The sequence below is a fragment of the Romboutsia faecis genome, from assembly GCF_014323405.1.
In the GTDB taxonomy this organism is placed as follows: domain Bacteria; phylum Bacillota; class Clostridia; order Peptostreptococcales; family Peptostreptococcaceae; genus Romboutsia_E; species Romboutsia_E faecis.
In genome coordinates, this window is the sequence record NZ_JACRWE010000003.1 from 297,599 (window position 1) to 314,750 (window position 17,152).

A 17,152-nucleotide genomic window follows, 5' to 3' on the forward strand; every position below is an offset into this window, starting at 1 on the left:
ATTTTATACATTTAATCATTTTAATGTATTTCTAATATTTATAATCCAATTATGATAATATAATGAATTTATTGTATATTTAATCTTTAAATTGAAACTTAAATAACTATACATACTAGGATTACAATTATACGTAATTTCTTTAGTTAACATAGACTAAAATATAATATTGATAATTAACGACCTATTAGAATATAAATTACTTAAAATGTTACTCCTACTCCTTCACTTCAAAAAGTTATAAATGATAGAGGTCCCTTGCTAAATATTCACCTAAAAAGCTTCAAATAAGCTTCTCCTAGCAAAATTACCATCTACAAATTAATGACTTTTAAGGTTTAAAAGAAAAAAAGCCCTTAAATCATTTTATTGTAAATAATGATACAAAACTATTGAAAAGTTAATAAAATGGTTTATAAGGCTAATTACAGGCTTATTTTAAGCTTCTTTAATAGAGTATCTTTATTAATATGTAATTTCATTTAGTTGTTCTAAGTCTACTTCATATTTATAATTACCATCAAGAGATTCAACATAAGCTGTTCCGATATTATTGTCTACACTTATAAGACTTACTTGATTTTCTTTATAAAAAATTTTGCTATTTATGTTATTGTTTTCTCCGTTAACTATTTCCATTGCACGTCTTAATTGCATATAATCCTCCTAAATGCTTTAATTGTTAATTTTAATTCTTATTTATATTATCCAGAAACTTATTTTATATACATGATTATTTAGTTATAATGTTATAATGCATAAAAAATAAGAGGGATCTTTAATCCCTCTTTTATATAAAATATCAAACTTGTAAAAGTTATCTAGGTTCAATTATTAATTTTATAGCAGTTTTTTGTTCTCCGTCTATTTCGATGTCTGTAAAAGCTGGTATGCAAACTAAGTCCATACCGCTTGGAGCTACAAAACCACGTGCAATGGCTACTGATTTAATAGCTTGATTCAATGCACCTGCTCCGATAGCTTGAATCTCTGCACTTCCCTTCTCTCTTAGTACCCCTGCTAAAGCTCCTGCTACAGAATTAGGATTAGATTTTGATGAAACTTTTAACACTTCCATTTCAATATCCCCCTCTTTGATTGGTTAATTATATAAAGTACTAAACCATTCTTATTTAACATATTACTTCAATATTGAACTGAAAAACCCTTTATTTTATTTTTGTATAGAGTTCTTTAATTCTTGTATTTCCTTATCTGTAAAGCCTGTAAGTTCTTTTATAAATTGTAAATCTGATTTCTTCTCAAGAAGTTCTATTGCCATTAACTTTTTAGTTTCTAATGTTTTAATTTCTTTTTCTAATTCATAATCTCCCTCTAGGTCAATAAAGTTTATAGAGTCTGTACATTCTATAAGAGAATCTACTGGAAATTCCTTAGTAGAATATGTATATTCTGTCTCTTCATTTTCATTATCCAGATTTAATTTTTGAGTATTCCTTCTTTCTTTTATGAAATCTCTATAGATATCAAATAATATTAGCAATGCTGGTATTATAAAATAAACCCCAATCCCTATTATACCTATGATTGATGTAGCTAATAAAATAATTTTATTTAAATTATCTATAGCTAAATTATTTATATGCTTTTCTAATATAAATGATTTTGCAATGCTAAAAAATAAAGTAATTAAACATAAAGGAAACAGTAGATAACTAGAAATAACTCCACCTATACTTAATGCATCAAAATTATTACCTATATTTCCAAATACAAACATATAACCATTTACGTATGCAAATAAACAAGCTAAAACACCTAAAACAGACCCGAGTGCTTGGCTATACCAGTCTAAAAAACGCGATTCCATCTTATTCTCCCCCTTCTTGTAAGTAATATATATAAAATAATATGATTTATAATTGATAAATATATCATATTATAAGATTAGATTATTTACATTTTCCTATTTCTATTTTTTGTAAAAAGTATTATAATTTAAATACTTTAAATATATTCTTATTTTATTACATTTTTTATGGACATAATATTAGAATATAGTGAAGTGAAACATCTTGCAAAAGGGAGTTTATATATGTTAGATACAATAGAGTTTATATTAAAAGTTAGTTTTTTTATTTTGACAATTATTTGGATAGGAAAAATAATGATTTTAAGAACAGATAAGCAAATCGTTATAAATCCTCTACTTATTGGAATATCTGCTATTTTAGTAGTACTGCCTGAAAGTAATGAATTGGACAATACTTCAATAACAATGCAAGAAATTAAAATAATATTATATATATTATATTGTTTGGTAGTGTTATTTGGAGTATATAGTACGAGAAGGAAAAGTAATATTTTTTAAATAAAGAAAGAGAAATAAGGTTATTTTGTTTAATTTCCTCATCTCTCTTTTTTTATAGATATAAAATACATCTTATAATATATTTAATTCGTTTTTTTAAGGTATTATAATTAATAAATTAACTTATGCTTATTTACGTTTTTTAGCTTCACATCTATATATTTGTAAACCTTGTGACATGAATTTATCTTCGTATTCTGTAGTAATATTTTCTATTTCTGTATTTTTAGCTAAATCTAAAGAGATATTTTTTAATAACCAGTCACTAGCTGCTATTTCATTTAAACTAAATTCAAATAAATCTTTATTATCTGTCTTAAAATGTAACTCTCCATCATCCTTTAGTATAGTATTGTATTTTCCTAAGAAACTACTATGAGTTAATCTTCTTTTAGCCCACCTTTTTTTAGGCCATGGATCACAGAAGTTAACATATACCCTACTTATTTCCTTTTCTTCAAAGTAATCTAATATATTATTTACATTACCCCATACAAAAAGAATGTTATTTAAATTAGCTTCATGTGCTTTTTCTACAGCTTTTAGTAATACTTCTTCTTTTATTTCCATAGCGATATAGTTTATATCTGGATTATTTTTAGCATGAGTTGTTATAAATTTACCTCTACCTGTACCAAATTCTACATGTATAGGGTTGTTGTTTTCGAATTTTGTATTCCATTTTCCTTTTAAGCTATCTACATCATCTTTTATTACATAATCTGTGAAACTTAGTAATTTTTCATCAGATCCTTTTTTTCTTCTTCTTCTCATAATTGATCTCCTTAGTTGTTTATTTAAGAATAAAAAATATAGAGTACTAGCTAAGCTAATACTCTATATTAGAATTAACAATCGCAGCCAGAGCATCCTCCGCCACAACCGCCTCCACCTTCAGGCATGTTTTCGACAATGATTCTGAATCCATATCCAGTATCTTCTATTGTAACATCTCCGTATTGAGCGAATTCAGCTTGATCCATTATAAAGTGTAGCCCATCAGTATCGAATGTTACGTCAGATGAATTTTGCTCATCTAAAGCAAGACCGAAAGAAGGTCCGCTACAACCAAATCCTGCAAAGTATATTCTTATGCTTGATGGTTTATCATTATTTTCGCTTATTATCTTGTTTAAAGTATCAATTGCTGTTTGTGGTAAAGTTACTTTCATTTAATCAGATCCTTTCTTTTTTCTTTAGAATATATATATTATATACCCAATATGAGTATATAATCAAACATTTTAGTAAAATTTTTTAATTGTGTTAATTATTACAATTCAATATAATTCACTTTATTTACAAATACATTATTTTGAAGATACAAAAGCGTCTATATTAATTTTCTTTTTATCTTTTAAATTTATAACATATAGACTTGGTGTTATATAATCGTATTCACTTAAAAAAGGGAAAAGAAGTGTATATCTATCCTCTTTTAAAGAATGAAATTTATAAGTGCCATCTTTATCTGTAACACTATGATATTTATTACCATTTGAATCTATTAATGTAATTATCTTATCACTTAATATATCAGTATTATTAAGCACAACTTTCCCACAGATTGAGTATAAGTTAGAACTATCTTTATCAAAATTAAAAGAAGAGTTACTAATCTTTACTATTAATGGCTGTATAAGTACTCCGCTTAATAGTCCAGACTTAAAAAAAGGGACCTCATGGTAGAAATCTGCTTTTATTATGCAATTAGAACGTATGTTCCTAAGTATAATTTTCGAAATAGAATATAATATTGATGGTCTTTCGTCTGTCTGTAATTCCTCGTAATCACCTGTGACTTGTATATTATAATAATGAATCAAATTATCTTCATCCCATAACATAACAGGTTCTAATACATGATCTTCTCCATAATTAACAAATACAGGTTTTTGCAATACAATTTGGTCACATGCGATGATTTTAACATCGTTATTAGTTAATGTACTAACAAAGGAAAAATCATTAATACTATTATTAGAAATGTTTATTACTGCTAATTCTTTTAAGTCAGATAAATTAGGGATAGTATATAAATTATTAAAATCTAAATTTATACTTTTTAATTGGGTTAATTTAGTTAAGAAAGATAAATCTTCTATTCTATTATTACTTAATTCTAAGTTGGTTAATCTTCTTAAGTAAGATAGCTTGCTTGTATCTTTTATTTTATTATTGTTAAGTAATAAGTTAGTTAAATTCTTTGCAAATTCCAAGCCATCTAAATGTTTAATATTTTTATCTGATAAATTTAATTCTTTTAATGAGCCTAAGAATTGTTTGGTTATTTCTTCTTCTGATTTGTTACATGACATGGCTATTGATAACCTTAAGTGTTTATTTATCCAATTATCGTCTTTACCTTTTGCCAAATTAATCATTCCTTTATATTTTTTTATTTTTAAAGTAATTTTTACTTAATATTTCATATTTATAACATGTTATTGGTTTTGACCCAGTTGAATGGAATTTTCTCTTAAATTTACCTAGGCAGTTAAAACCTAAAGAGTCTAGATAACTTCTTGAGTGCTCGTTATCTTCGTAGGTTTCAAGAAATATTCTTTTTAAATGTAAATCTTCAAATCCGAATTTAAGTATTTCTGTTGTTAGCTCTGGTATTAACTTAGTTCCCCAGTATTTTGGGTTTATACAAACTCCGATCTCACCCTCAATGGAATTGATAGGTATATTATTGAATCCTATGTTACCTATTGTTTTATTATTTTCTTTATATACAATTGCGAATTGACCAATATAGCCTTTTCTATAATTGACTAAAAAAAATGATTTAATAAATCTTTTTGTATCTGATATTGATGTGTGTTTGTTCATAGGAAGATATTTTACAACTATCTCTTGTCTATAATACTCATACATATCATTTGCATCTTCTATAGTAACTGGTCTTAATATACACCTTTTTGTTTCTATAATTTTCATTTGAGGAAAAGTCAAATTAGACATACTTAACCTCCTTTATTATATATTAATTATATATATAGACTATGATTTTAGTTATATAACTGTTCATAAAACATAAAATATATACTTTTATGCCATTTTTTAAAAAATGACTATTTTCAATAACTTTAAGAATCAAAAACAACTCTATGTCAGTTTTATGTCAGAATTTTTATCTGTTTTTTGTTTTATATTTGTGGTAAAATTAAGTTATAAAATTAGATAATTTATTTTATATTTATACATTTATATACATATTAATTAGAAGGAGAATCAACATGAGTTTTGTTTTTATAAGAAAAAGAAGCAAGAATTATATAGTTTATTTAGAATATAAAGATCCGGAAACTGGCAAGAAAAAACAGAAAAATATGGGTTCTTTTGAAAAGAAAAGAGATGCAAATAAAAAGTTAACAGAGTTAAAGGATACAATATATAAGGATGATTTACTAACACCAAGCGCTATCACTTTAAAGAAACACCTTTTAGATTTCTTAGAAAAATACAAAGAAAACTTATCTATAACTACATATAATAGTTATATCAGGATATGCAATAAATATATTATACCTATCTTAGGAGACATAAAATTAGAAGATTTAAGGCCTATACATATACAAAACTATGTAGATGATTTAGTTGGAATATTAACTCCACAGACAATTAAAATACATATAAACATTTTAAATTTAGCGTTAAAAAGAGCTTATAGATTAAGGTTAATAAGAGAAAATGTTATAGAATATATTGAAATTCCTAAGTCTAGAAAGTTCAAAAATAAGATATACAACCAAGAAAATATGGTTAAACTTCTAAATATTAGCAAGGATACATCGCTAGAACTTCCTATTACACTAGCAAGTGGTTTAGGGTTAAGAATATCCGAGATACTAGGTCTTACTTGGGATAATATAGATTTTAATGAGAATCTTATAACAATAGATAAAATAACAGTACGTTCTAATGGTAAAGTAATACTTAAAAGTCCTAAGACAGATACCTCTATTCGAACTATCTCTGCTCCAACTGAAATTATAAACATGTTAAAGGATCACAAGCGCAAATGTTTAGAATCAAAACTAAAAGGCATTATAAGAAAAGATAACAACTTTATATTTTTCGATAAAAATGGAAATCCAATTGCACAAGATGTATTAAGTAGAAAGTTTTCCCGATTTTTAGAAAAGCACAATTTAGAGCATATAAGATTTCATGACCTAAGACATTCACATGTAACATTACTTATAAATTCAAAAGTTCCTATAAAGGTAATTTCTGAAAGAGTTGGTCATTCGAATATTAATACAACATTAAATATTTACTCTCATGTTCTTAAAGAAATGGATAAAGAAGCTTCAAATAAGATTTCGGAAAGTTTATTCAAGTTAGGTTAACATAATATTAATAATGTAAACAAATTTAAATGAGTGCGAAAAACGACCTTTTAAAATCGATTTTAAGGCATTTGTATTAACATCAGTAAGTGATTAATCATTTACAGATATTAATTTACTTAGAATGTAAATAAATAGATATTTAAGCAATTTTGCTTATTTTGATAAAAATTCTAACTATTTTTTATAATAAACTCAATTAATATTAATAAAAATAAATTACATATGATATTTATTAATATTAGTAATTAATTATCAATACTATAAGTTTACATATATAATATTATGTAAACTTATAGTATTTTCTTAATTTTAAAAATCAGTAAACTTATAACTATAATCAAAATCATAAAAAAAATTGTAATTGGATATGCATAGTGATAATTAAGTTCAGGCATGTACTTAAAGTTCATGCCATAAATACCTGTTATAATTGTTAATGGAGACGCAATACCAGTTAATATAGTAAGCTTTGTTATTAAAGAGTTTGTTTCTTCTGTTACTTGGGAAGAATATATATCTAAAAGTTTATCTGCCAGTTCTCTCGTAGATATAGCAAAGCTATATAATTTATCTATTCCAAAATCTATCCCTTGTAGATTTTCAATATTATGTTTTTTTATATCTGAAGCTTTCATATATCTTATATTTTCCTTTAAGATTCTATCACCTATATATAATAAAGGTCGAGTATTTTTTACTATAGTCCTAGTTAAACTTCTTACATGATTAATATCTGATATATTATTATCGTATACTCCATTCATAATATTATCTTCCATCTCTAATATAATATCTTCTACAAGCTCTAAATTTTCAAATCCATTCAACATTATCTTTTTAAAGATAAGGTAATTAATTTTATACAATGATACTATAGGAGTTTTGCTTAATGTATGCTTATTTTCAATTACATCATTTATATACTTATATAAAAAATTATCGTTATTTACAACTACAAGAATAAAACGATCTGCAAGATACATATTAATTTCTTCTAGATAAAGATTTTTATTTTCTAGCTTGTATGTATTTAAACTTATAAAGTCATATTTATCAAATACATCTAATTTCATACTATCATCGAATTCTAAACACTCTCCAAAAGTAGTTTCATCAATTTCTAAAGGATCTTTAAGTTCTTTTAACTCTTCTGGTGTACATAATATAAGATAGTAATTACTTTTATGAAAAAAATCACTCTTTGTATTATTATATAGCTTATCTATAGTTAAATCTAATATGTTCATTTTATCACCTTTTTAAAATTATCCTCTATTAATTTAATATATGACTTTTCTATATTTTTATACTTTTAGATTAAAATATTGCACTATACATTGCTTATCTTATTATAATTTATCAAGGGTACAAAAAAGAGAAGTGTTAGCTTCTCTTTTTCTATATAGATTCTATAAAGTTTATAACTTCGGTAATTATCCAATCTGGAGTAGATGCACCTGCTGTTACTCCTATTATATTAAACTTCTTTAATTCATTAATATCTAACTCATCTTTTGTTTCTACTGCAAATGTAGGAACTATGCCTCTACATATATTTACTAGCTTTTGTGTATTTGAACTGTGTTTACCGCCTATTACTATCATACAATCCACTTCTTTTGATAGCTCTTTAGCAGAAAATTGTCTTTCTTTTGTAGCTGAACAGATTGTATTTTTAAAAACAATATCATTTAGTCTTTCAGATAGTTTTTCTACTATAGAATTGTATAAATCTAAATTAATAGTAGTTTGTGATACTAAACAATATTTTTCATTAGCATCTAAATTTAATTGATCAATTTCATCAAGAGTTTTAATTATAATTGCATCTTCATTACACCATCCATTTATACCTATAACTTCAGGATGATCTTTATCACCTATTACTATAATTTTATAGCCCTTTGCACTATATTCTTTAGCAATGCTATGAATCTTTTTAACAAATGGACAAGTTGTATCTATAACATTTATACCTTTATTTTTTGATTGAATATAGATGTCTTCACCTACTCCATGAGATCTTATTATTACACTTTCATTTGATGGAATATCATTTAACTCATTAACAGTTTTAAGCCCTCTATCTTCATATTTTGAAACAGCTTGTTTATTATGAATTAGTGGTCCTAAAGCATATATTCCATTCTCTCTTTCTTCAAGTTCATGCCAAGCCATATTCATAGCTCTTTTTACACCAAAGCAAAAACCAGCATTATTAGCTATTTTAACTTTCATATGATATCTCCCTATTTTGAATTTATATAATAGTTCTCTTTTATTACCTCTAGAACATTTTGAGATAATCTTTCGTAATCTTTTGTATTAAGTCTTTCTCTATAATACTCTTCAAATGATATAGGTTTATCTATATATATAGTAACCCTATTAAATAATTTGTAATTAGATATTATAGATATAGGAACTACCATTGCTTTCCCTTTTATCGCGAACATTGATAAACCAGCCTTAGCTTCACCAAATCCTGGTTCTTTAATTCTTGTTCCTTCAGGAAAGATACCTAATACATACCCATTTTTTATACTCTTTAAAATATTTTTTATAGTAGATATATCTGGATTTTCTCTGTTTATAGGTATAACATTTAATTTCTCTAATATATATGCTAATGGTTTAATTTTAAATAACTCTTTTTTAGCAACAGCGGCAACTTCTCTATTTTCAATTGCTGCTGCAATGAATATAGGGTCTAAGTTTGATTTATGATTAGCTGCTATTACAAGATTTCCTTCATCTGGTATATTTTCAGATCCAATAACCCTGTATTTAAAGAATATCTTAGAAAATACTTTAAATACTTTTATTACAAATTTATAAAAATTCATTCTATATCCCCTTTAATATTACAGATTTATTTTAGATAATACGTAATCAACAACTTCATCTATTGATTTTCCAGTAGTATCTATTTCTATAGCATCTTCTGCTTTTACTAATGGAGCAAACTCTCTGTTTGAATCTATTTCATCTCTTTTTATTATGTCTTTTATTATTTCTTCTAAAGATGTATCATATCCTTTTTCTGTAAGTTCTTTGAAACGTCTTATTCCTCTTTCTTCAGGTGTAGCTATAAGATAGAATTTGTAATCTGCATTAGGGAATACATATGAACCTATATCTCTACCATCTAATATAACAGAGTTTCTTTCTCCTATTTCCCTTTGAACATCTACCATTAAGTATCTAACGTCCTTTATCTTAGCAACGTTAGATACATTGTTACTGACTTCTATTGTTCTTATTTCTTCATTTACGATTTCTTTATCTAAGTAAAGATTATTATCTCTAAAATCAATATCAGTATTTTGAGCAATCCTTACTACTTCTTCTTCATTATTTATATCTATATTGTTCTTTAAGCATTTATAAGTTATAGCTCTATACATTGCTCCTGTATCTATATAATTTATATTCAATCTTTTAGCTATTATTTTAGCTATTGTACTTTTACCAGCTCCTGCTGGTCCATCTACTGCTATTACTAAGTTATTCATTTTGTTTCTCCTATTCTGACAATTATTATTTTGATAAATCTGGTCTGAGTATTTCAGCCTTATTTAAATAAACATGCTTTATATCACTTTTATTCTTGTCGCTATTTATGTACATCATTACTCTTATACACTTTTCTAAACTTCCAACTATATACTTTTCCTCAAAGTTTAATAAAGGTATATCAACAAGTCCTAAATTTTCTCTTACAGCAACCGCTGGGTACACTGCATCTAAATCCTTTGTCATAGTAAAGCACATACTTATTATATCATCTGATTCCAAATTATTATTAATAATTATTTTATTTATAAGTGTAGTTGTCTCATTTAATATATCTTCTTTTTTATTATAAGATACTGTTGTCGCACCTCTAATTGCTAAAACTCTCATATTTACCACCTATACACTTAATCCTGCAAGATAACCTGTTGAAAATGCTATTTGAAGATTATATCCTCCTGTTTCAGCATCTATATCAATCACTTCTCCTGTAAGATATAAATTTTTTATTATTTTAGATTCCATAGTTGAAGAATTAATTTCTTTAACAGATATTCCTCCACTAGTTACCATTGAAGCTTTAATACCTAAACTACCATTACATGTAAGCTGCATATTTTTTAGATATTCAATTATTCTATTTTCATCTTTTTTAGATAATTCATTTGTTTTTTTATCACTTAAATCTAAAACATCAAATATACCTTTTAAAAAGTTTTGAGGTAATAGGCCTTTTAAGTTATTTAAGACATTTTTATTTGGATTTTCTCTTAGTGCCTTAGATAAATCATCTATACTAACATTTGGTAAACAATCTATTGTTAAAGTCACTTTATCGTTTTCTAGTAGTTTATTTATATATGATGACATTATTAAGACAACTGGTCCTGTTATTCCAAAGTGAGCAAATAACATATCTCCTATTTTAGAGATTTTTTTCTTTTTGATTTTGCAAGATATCTCTACTTTTTGAAGAGCAATACCTTGTAATTTTTTTATCCAGCTTTCTTCTATAGTTAGTGGGCTAAGAGCAGGATATAATTTATTTAGCGTATGATTATGCTTTTGAAGTATATCATACATTAATCCATCAGAACCCGTACTTTCGTAACTTTTACCACCAGTAGATATTATTACTTTATCTGCATATATATTTTTATTATTTTCAGTAATAACACCTGATACGGTATCATTGTTGACTATGAGATCGATTACTTTTGTATTATACATTATCTTTACATTATTTTGAATCAAATCACCTTTTAGTATATCTATTACTTCAGTTGCCTTATCACTTTTCGTATAAACCTTATGGTCATTAGACTCCTCAACTTTGTATTCTAAGTTTTTACTGCTAAAATAATTTAATAAGTCTGAATTTGTAAATGTATAAAAGCTACTGTATAAAAATTTCTTATTATTAACTACTTTATCAAAGAATTCATCTATATCTCTATTATTAGTGATATTACATCTTCCACCACCAGTTAACTTAAGTTTTTTACCTAACTCATTGTTTCTTTCTATTAATATTACTTCATGATTTTTTGAGGCTGTTAAAGCAGCCATCATACCAGATGGGCCACCACCAATCACTATAACCTTTGACATAAATACTCTCCTTATTCTAATGCTGATTTATTTACAGTATAGTTAGTTTTAAAATGGCTAGTATCATTCATTTTTATTACCACTGGTCCATAATCTTTAAACTCAACAATATTAAGTGCTGTATTATCTTGTTTTATTCTGTATATATTCTCAAGTCCAGAACCTAAACATGATAAAAGTATAACTCTTACTGTTACTGAGTGACTAACTAGTAATATATGTTTGTTATCATATTTTTCATTTATTTCTTTTATAAATTCATCAACTCTATCTTGTATTATAGAAAGAGTTTCTCCACCAGGAACACTAAATAAATGAGGTGTATTTCTCCAAGTACTATACATATCACTATAGTTCTCTTTAATTTCATCCATTAATAAGCCTTCCCAAACACCAAATCCCATTTCTCTTAAAGCATTAGTCTTATTAACATCTAAGTTTAATTTATCTGCTAGTATATTTGCAGTTTCAATCGCTCTTCCTAAATCACTAGAATATATATAATCTATTGGATATTTACTCATACTATTAGCCAATGTTGTAGCTTGCTCTATTCCTTTTTCTGTAAGGTTAGAGTTACCATGTCCTTGAGTCTTTCCAAGAATATTCCAATCAGTTTCACCATGTCTTACTATGTAAAATGTATTTGCCATAATATCCTCCTAAATTATTCTCTTTTTATTTTTAGCTATTACCAAATTTTTATTATATCATATATTGTTTAATAATGATATTTTTTAAGCAATATATGGTGTATATGAGTTTATATATTGGTTAAGTTAATGTTATATAATTTTATTATTTACTTATATATACATATTAAAGGAGATTAGGTCAATATAATAGAAGTGTATAAATTGTTAATATATTTAAAAATCTATATAGGAGGTGCAATAACATGAAGAATTCAAAACTTAAATTTACAGATATATTTGTACTTTTAATAGGTTGTTTCCTAATGTCAATATCAATAAATATGTTTTTCGACCCTCATGATATAGCACCAGGTGGATTAACTGGTGTATCTATATTAGTAAGTACTTTAACAGGCATACCAATTTGGTTAATAAATATAAGTGTAGATATTCCACTATTTTTATTCGCATATAGGATATTAAGTAAGAAGGACTCCTTAAAAACAGTCCTAGGTATAATATTCCTTACAACATCATTAAAAATTACAGAAAACTTTTCTAATATTCATATAACAGATGACGTTTTATTATCTGCTATTTCAGGTGCAATAATAATGGGGATTTCTCTTGGTTTAATATTTAGAATAAATGGTAGTACAGGAGGCACTGATCTAATAGGACTATTAGCTAATAAATTTATGCCTAATCTCAGTGTTCCAATGTTAATGGGATGTGCTGATGCAGTTGTTGTTATATTTTCAGGTATAGTAAGTAGAAATATTGAAATAGCACTTTATTCTGCAATATCATTATATATAATTGTAAAGGTTAGTGATATTATGGTTGAAGGTATAAATACATCTAGTTCCTTTACAATAATTTCTGATAAGTATGAAGAGATAGGTCAATCGATTACTGATGAACTAGAAAGAGGTGCTACGATATTAAAAGGTGAAGGTTTTTATACTAATAAAGAAAAGAATGTTTTATTAGTTGTAGTATCTAAAAAGGAAGTTGTTACTTTAAAGAAATTAGTTAAGAGTATAGATGAAAATGCATTTATTATAATAACTGATATATTTGAAGCTTTAGGAGAAGGATTCAAACCTATTTAATCATAATAAAAGAGCAATACTTAATTTAAAATATAAGTATTGCTCTTTTTAGTATGATTTATATTTTTAAAAGATTAGTTAGAAATTTCATTTTTAAATATGAAGTTATGAAAACTATGAGTCTTAAGATATTTTTAATATAAATGAATATTCTATTTTACTTTAATATCTATGTTGTCTTCTTTACCATCTACTACTATAGTGCACCCATTGTATATAGTGCCAGCTATTATCATTCTTGCAATCATAGTCTCTAAAGTATTTCCTATATATCTCTTTAGAGGTCTTGCTCCATAAACTGGATCGTATCCTTCTTTTGCCATGATATCTTTTGCTGCATCAGTAACTTCAACAGATATATTCTTTTCGTGTAATCTTCTTTTTAAATCACTCATAAATATATCAATTATTCTCTTGATTTCATTTTGAGCAAGAGGTTTAAACATTATAATATCATCAACCCTGTTTAAAAATTCCGGCTTAAATCTACGCTTCATTTCATTCATTACAAGGTCCTTTGTTTGTTCGCTTATATGACCATTCTTAGCTTCTAGAAGATACTTACTACCTATATTTGATGTCATTATTATTAGAGTGTTCTTAAAGTCTACAGTTTTACCTTTATTATCTGTAAGTCTACCATCATCTAATATTTGTAAAAATAAGTTAAATACATCTTCATGAGCTTTTTCAATCTCATCAAATAAAATTACTGAATATGGAGCTCTTCTTACTGCTTCTGTTAATTGCCCACCTTCTTCATAGCCTACATAACCCGGAGGAGGTCCGATAAGTCTAGATACAGCATGTTTTTCCATATATTCAGACATATCAATTCTAATAATATTATCTTCACTATCGAATAAATTGTTAGCAAGAGTTTTAGCAAGTTCAGTCTTACCTACACCTGTAGGTCCAAGGAATATAAATGAACCTATAGGCTTTTTCTCATCTTTTAATCCTGCTCTTGCGCGTATAACAGCATTAGCTACAGCAATTACTGCTTCATCTTGACCTATTACTCTATTATGAAGGTCATCTTCAAGTTTAAGAAGCTTTTCTCTTTCACCTTCCATAAGCTTAGTTACTGGTATTCCTGTCCATTTAGCCACAATTTCAGAAATTTCATTTTCTGTTACTTCTTCTTTTAATAAAGCATTTTCATAGCTTTTTTGCATATTTTCTTCTCGCTCTTTGATTTGTTCTTCTAATTTTGGTATTACACCATATTTAACTTCAGCTGCTTTGTTAAAATCATATTCTCTTTCGTATTTTTCAACATTACCCTTAGCTTCATCTAATTGAGTCTTTAAGTTTCTTATTTCAAGGATTTGACCTTTTTCCTTTTCATATTTAGCTGTCATTTCATCATTTTTTGATTTTAACTCTGCTATTTCCTTAGTTATTTTTTCAAGCCTTTGCTTACTCTTATCATCATTTTCTTTTAATAAAGCTTCTCTTTCTGTTTCTAAAGTAAATAGTTTTCTTCTTACTATATCTAAATCAGTTGGAACAGAATCTATTTCACTACGTATCATAGCTCCTGCTTCATCTATTAAGTCGATTGCTTTATCTGGTAGGTATCTATCTTGAATATATCTATCAGATAGTTTAGCAGCAGCAACTATAGCACTATCATGAATTCTTACTCCATGATGTATTTCAAATCTTTCTTTTAATCCTCTTAAGATGGATACTGTATCAGAAACAGTTGGCTCATCAGCAATTACTGGTTGGAAACGTCTTTCTAAAGCTTTATCTTTTTCTATATACTGTCTATATTCATCAAATGTAGTTGCTCCTATACAATTTAACTCACCACGAGCAAGCATTGGTTTTATTAAGTTACCTGCATCCATAGAACCTTCAGTTTTACCCGCACCTACAATAGTGTGTATTTCATCTATAAACAATATAATTTTCCCATCAGAACCTTGAACTTCTTTTAATACAGCCTTTAGCCTTTCTTCAAATTCTCCCCTGTATTTAGCTCCTGCTATTAATGCACCCATATCTAAAGATATTATAACTTTATCTTTTAATCCTTCTGGGACATCTCCTCTAACTATTCTTTCTGCTAAACCTTCTACTATAGCAGTTTTACCAACACCTGGTTCTCCTATTAAAACAGGATTATTTTTTGTTCTTCTAGATAATATTCTTATAACTCTTCTTATTTCTTCATCTCTACCTATTACTGGATCTAACTTATGTTTTTTAGCCAAATCAACTAAATTTGTTCCGTATCTAGATAAAGCTTCATATGTTCCTTCTGGGTCTTGAGTTTCAACTCTTTGATTTCCTCTTACTTGTGATAATACATTAAGGAAGTCATTTTTATTTATATTATATTGTTTTAATATTCTTCCAACAACAGAATTAGTTTCCATATCCAAAATAGCAAGCATAACATGCTCTACACTTATATAAGAATCATTAAATTCTTTAGATATACTTTCAGCTTTAAGTAATACCTCATTAATACGTCTAGAAGCTGTTACTCCTTGAGAGCTTACACCTTCTCCATATATTTGTGGTAGTTTATTTAATTCAGCATCTATAGTATGTTTTAGTGATTCAACTGATATACTTAATTTTTCTAATATATTTGGTATAAGCCCATCCTCTTGGTTAACTAAAGCAGAAAATAAATGTATTGTGTCAACCTGTTGATTATGATGTTTTACTGCTTCATTAAAAGCTTCATTTAAACTTTTTTGAACTCTAACCGTCATTTTTTCTACATCCATTTAAAATCCCTCCAAATTCAATTATGTACAAAAGGTAATAGATACTTTATTATAGTATTTACCAAAATAAATTAAAATAACTTAATAAGTATTTATTATATATTAAATTTAACTTACATAATTTATTATAATACACTTACATAAAATAAAAAGCATTAGATTGAATTAACTTTCAAATCTAATGCTTTTTACAAAAGAATAACTTATAGGCTACTCTTTTTCCCTATGCTTTATTAACTATAATTTGTGTATTTAGCATTTATCTTTTCTTTGGTATAAGATAACAAAGCTAAGCACAAGTATTAAGTTAGGTAAATCAAAATACTTTTTATTATAGCTAATAGTATATTTTTTCATATATACAGTTACCTAAGCATAAACTCTATACCTCCAAAGAATGCTATTAAAAGGATAGATAAATCTAGCTTTTATATAGTAAGTATAGAAAGTAGTTATCAACTACTAGTAATATATTAACCAGAGTATAATAAATTATACCAAACAAAGTTTTATTTTTTTGAATATATATTTCATTAAAGTATAAACCTAATTTATATATTATTTTTATATAGTTAAGGAGGTAAAAATGAAAAATAAAAATATAAATACAAAAACTGAAGAGCTTATCTTAGATAAATACGATGACCAATTTCACCAAATTAAAGATGCATTAGATATAGAAGAAAGTACAGATAGTGAGACTACAAATATTGTAGGTTTTAGAGTTGTAAATAGTAATAATCCATATCCTGAAGGTAGGAGAATTGAAGATAGAAATGATTAATAAAAAGCTAGATGGAATATTTAATATCTCATCTAGCTTTTTAAATAC

19 protein-coding genes are annotated in these 17,152 nt (G+C 26.2%); 4 read left to right on the plus strand and 15 right to left on the minus strand.

Features of this window, described 5'->3' with window-relative positions; translation table 11 throughout:
• Nucleotides 1–465: 465 nt before the first annotated feature.
• From H8923_RS07940 to H8923_RS07950, 3 genes are all read right to left on the minus strand, one after another.
• Nucleotides 466–657, minus strand: a complete 192-nt coding sequence (locus H8923_RS07940; RefSeq protein WP_153926229.1) for a small, acid-soluble spore protein, H family — start codon at nucleotides 655–657, stop codon at nucleotides 466–468.
• A 160-nt stretch (nucleotides 658–817) separates the two neighbouring features.
• A complete protein-coding gene (locus H8923_RS07945; protein WP_147541042.1) occupies nucleotides 818–1,078 on the minus strand; it encodes a stage V sporulation protein S in 261 nt (86 codons plus the stop codon).
• Nucleotides 1,079–1,174: 96 nt separating this feature from the next.
• Nucleotides 1,175–1,831 (minus strand): hypothetical protein, encoded by a 657-nt coding sequence (locus tag H8923_RS07950; RefSeq protein ID WP_153926230.1) that lies wholly within the window; start codon nucleotides 1,829–1,831, stop codon nucleotides 1,175–1,177.
• A gap of 225 nt (nucleotides 1,832–2,056) precedes the next feature.
• Here H8923_RS07950 and H8923_RS07955 point away from each other — a divergent pair, with 225 nt between their 5' ends.
• Nucleotides 2,057–2,332 (plus strand): hypothetical protein, encoded by a 276-nt coding sequence (locus H8923_RS07955; protein ID WP_153926231.1) that lies wholly within the window; start codon nucleotides 2,057–2,059, stop codon nucleotides 2,330–2,332.
• 129 nt (nucleotides 2,333–2,461) lie between these two features.
• On the opposite strand, the gene trmB is transcribed toward H8923_RS07955, so the two are convergent.
• From trmB to H8923_RS07975, 4 genes are all read right to left on the minus strand, one after another.
• On the minus strand, nucleotides 2,462–3,106 hold the full coding sequence (trmB, locus tag H8923_RS07960; protein ID WP_153926232.1) for a tRNA (guanosine(46)-N7)-methyltransferase TrmB: 645 nt from the start codon (nucleotides 3,104–3,106) through the stop codon (nucleotides 2,462–2,464).
• Nucleotides 3,107–3,180: 74 nt separating this feature from the next.
• Nucleotides 3,181–3,504 carry an iron-sulfur cluster biosynthesis family protein gene (locus H8923_RS07965; protein WP_153926233.1) on the minus strand — a complete coding sequence of 108 codons (324 nt, stop codon included), beginning with the start codon at nucleotides 3,502–3,504 and terminating at the stop codon, nucleotides 3,181–3,183.
• Between the two features lie 138 nt (nucleotides 3,505–3,642).
• On the minus strand, nucleotides 3,643–4,707 hold the full coding sequence (locus H8923_RS07970; RefSeq protein WP_153926234.1) for a leucine-rich repeat domain-containing protein: 1,065 nt from the start codon (nucleotides 4,705–4,707) through the stop codon (nucleotides 3,643–3,645).
• Between the two features lie 13 nt (nucleotides 4,708–4,720).
• Entirely contained in the window at nucleotides 4,721–5,299 is a 579-nt protein-coding gene (locus H8923_RS07975) for a GNAT family N-acetyltransferase (RefSeq protein ID WP_153926235.1), read from the minus strand.
• Nucleotides 5,300–5,574: 275 nt separating this feature from the next.
• On the opposite strand from H8923_RS07975, the gene H8923_RS07980 reads away from it, so the two are divergent.
• A complete protein-coding gene (locus tag H8923_RS07980; protein WP_153926236.1) occupies nucleotides 5,575–6,690 on the plus strand; it encodes a tyrosine-type recombinase/integrase in 1,116 nt (371 codons plus the stop codon).
• 293 nt (nucleotides 6,691–6,983) lie between these two features.
• On the opposite strand, the gene H8923_RS07985 is transcribed toward H8923_RS07980, so the two are convergent.
• The 7 genes from H8923_RS07985 to H8923_RS08015 all read right to left on the minus strand — a co-directional run bounded on the left by H8923_RS07985 (nucleotide 6,984) and on the right by H8923_RS08015 (nucleotide 12,473).
• Complete coding sequence (locus H8923_RS07985) at nucleotides 6,984–7,940, minus strand: magnesium transporter CorA family protein (protein ID WP_153926237.1); 957 nt, start codon at nucleotides 7,938–7,940, stop codon at nucleotides 6,984–6,986.
• A gap of 151 nt (nucleotides 7,941–8,091) precedes the next feature.
• Nucleotides 8,092–8,931, minus strand: a complete 840-nt coding sequence (locus H8923_RS07990; protein ID WP_153926238.1) for a 4-hydroxy-3-methylbut-2-enyl diphosphate reductase — start codon at nucleotides 8,929–8,931, stop codon at nucleotides 8,092–8,094.
• A gap of 11 nt (nucleotides 8,932–8,942) precedes the next feature.
• The gene (locus tag H8923_RS07995; protein ID WP_153926239.1) at nucleotides 8,943–9,539 is read right to left on the minus strand and encodes a lysophospholipid acyltransferase family protein; all 597 of its coding nucleotides are present in this window, start codon (nucleotides 9,537–9,539) and stop codon (nucleotides 8,943–8,945) included.
• A gap of 18 nt (nucleotides 9,540–9,557) precedes the next feature.
• On the minus strand, nucleotides 9,558–10,208 hold the full coding sequence (gene cmk / locus H8923_RS08000; protein WP_153926240.1) for a (d)CMP kinase: 651 nt from the start codon (nucleotides 10,206–10,208) through the stop codon (nucleotides 9,558–9,560).
• A 25-nt stretch (nucleotides 10,209–10,233) separates the two neighbouring features.
• Nucleotides 10,234–10,599: a chorismate mutase gene (gene aroH / locus H8923_RS08005; RefSeq protein WP_153926241.1), complete on the minus strand. Its 366-nt coding sequence runs from the start codon at nucleotides 10,597–10,599 to the stop codon at nucleotides 10,234–10,236.
• 9 nt (nucleotides 10,600–10,608) lie between these two features.
• Complete coding sequence (locus tag H8923_RS08010; protein WP_153926242.1) at nucleotides 10,609–11,820, minus strand: BaiN/RdsA family NAD(P)/FAD-dependent oxidoreductase; 1,212 nt, start codon at nucleotides 11,818–11,820, stop codon at nucleotides 10,609–10,611.
• Between the two features lie 11 nt (nucleotides 11,821–11,831).
• Nucleotides 11,832–12,473: a histidine phosphatase family protein gene (locus H8923_RS08015; protein WP_153926243.1), complete on the minus strand. Its 642-nt coding sequence runs from the start codon at nucleotides 12,471–12,473 to the stop codon at nucleotides 11,832–11,834.
• A 245-nt stretch (nucleotides 12,474–12,718) separates the two neighbouring features.
• Here H8923_RS08015 and H8923_RS08020 point away from each other — a divergent pair, with 245 nt between their 5' ends.
• Nucleotides 12,719–13,570, plus strand: a complete 852-nt coding sequence (locus H8923_RS08020) for a YitT family protein (protein ID WP_153926244.1) — start codon at nucleotides 12,719–12,721, stop codon at nucleotides 13,568–13,570.
• A 152-nt stretch (nucleotides 13,571–13,722) separates the two neighbouring features.
• On the opposite strand, the gene clpB is transcribed toward H8923_RS08020, so the two are convergent.
• Nucleotides 13,723–16,320 (minus strand): ATP-dependent chaperone ClpB, encoded by a 2,598-nt coding sequence (gene clpB, locus H8923_RS08025; protein WP_153926245.1) that lies wholly within the window; start codon nucleotides 16,318–16,320, stop codon nucleotides 13,723–13,725.
• Nucleotides 16,321–16,906: 586 nt separating this feature from the next.
• Between clpB and H8923_RS08030 the strand changes: the two genes are divergently transcribed.
• Complete coding sequence (locus H8923_RS08030) at nucleotides 16,907–17,104, plus strand: hypothetical protein (RefSeq protein ID WP_153926246.1); 198 nt, start codon at nucleotides 16,907–16,909, stop codon at nucleotides 17,102–17,104.
• The last annotated feature ends 48 nt before the right edge of the window (nucleotides 17,105–17,152 follow it).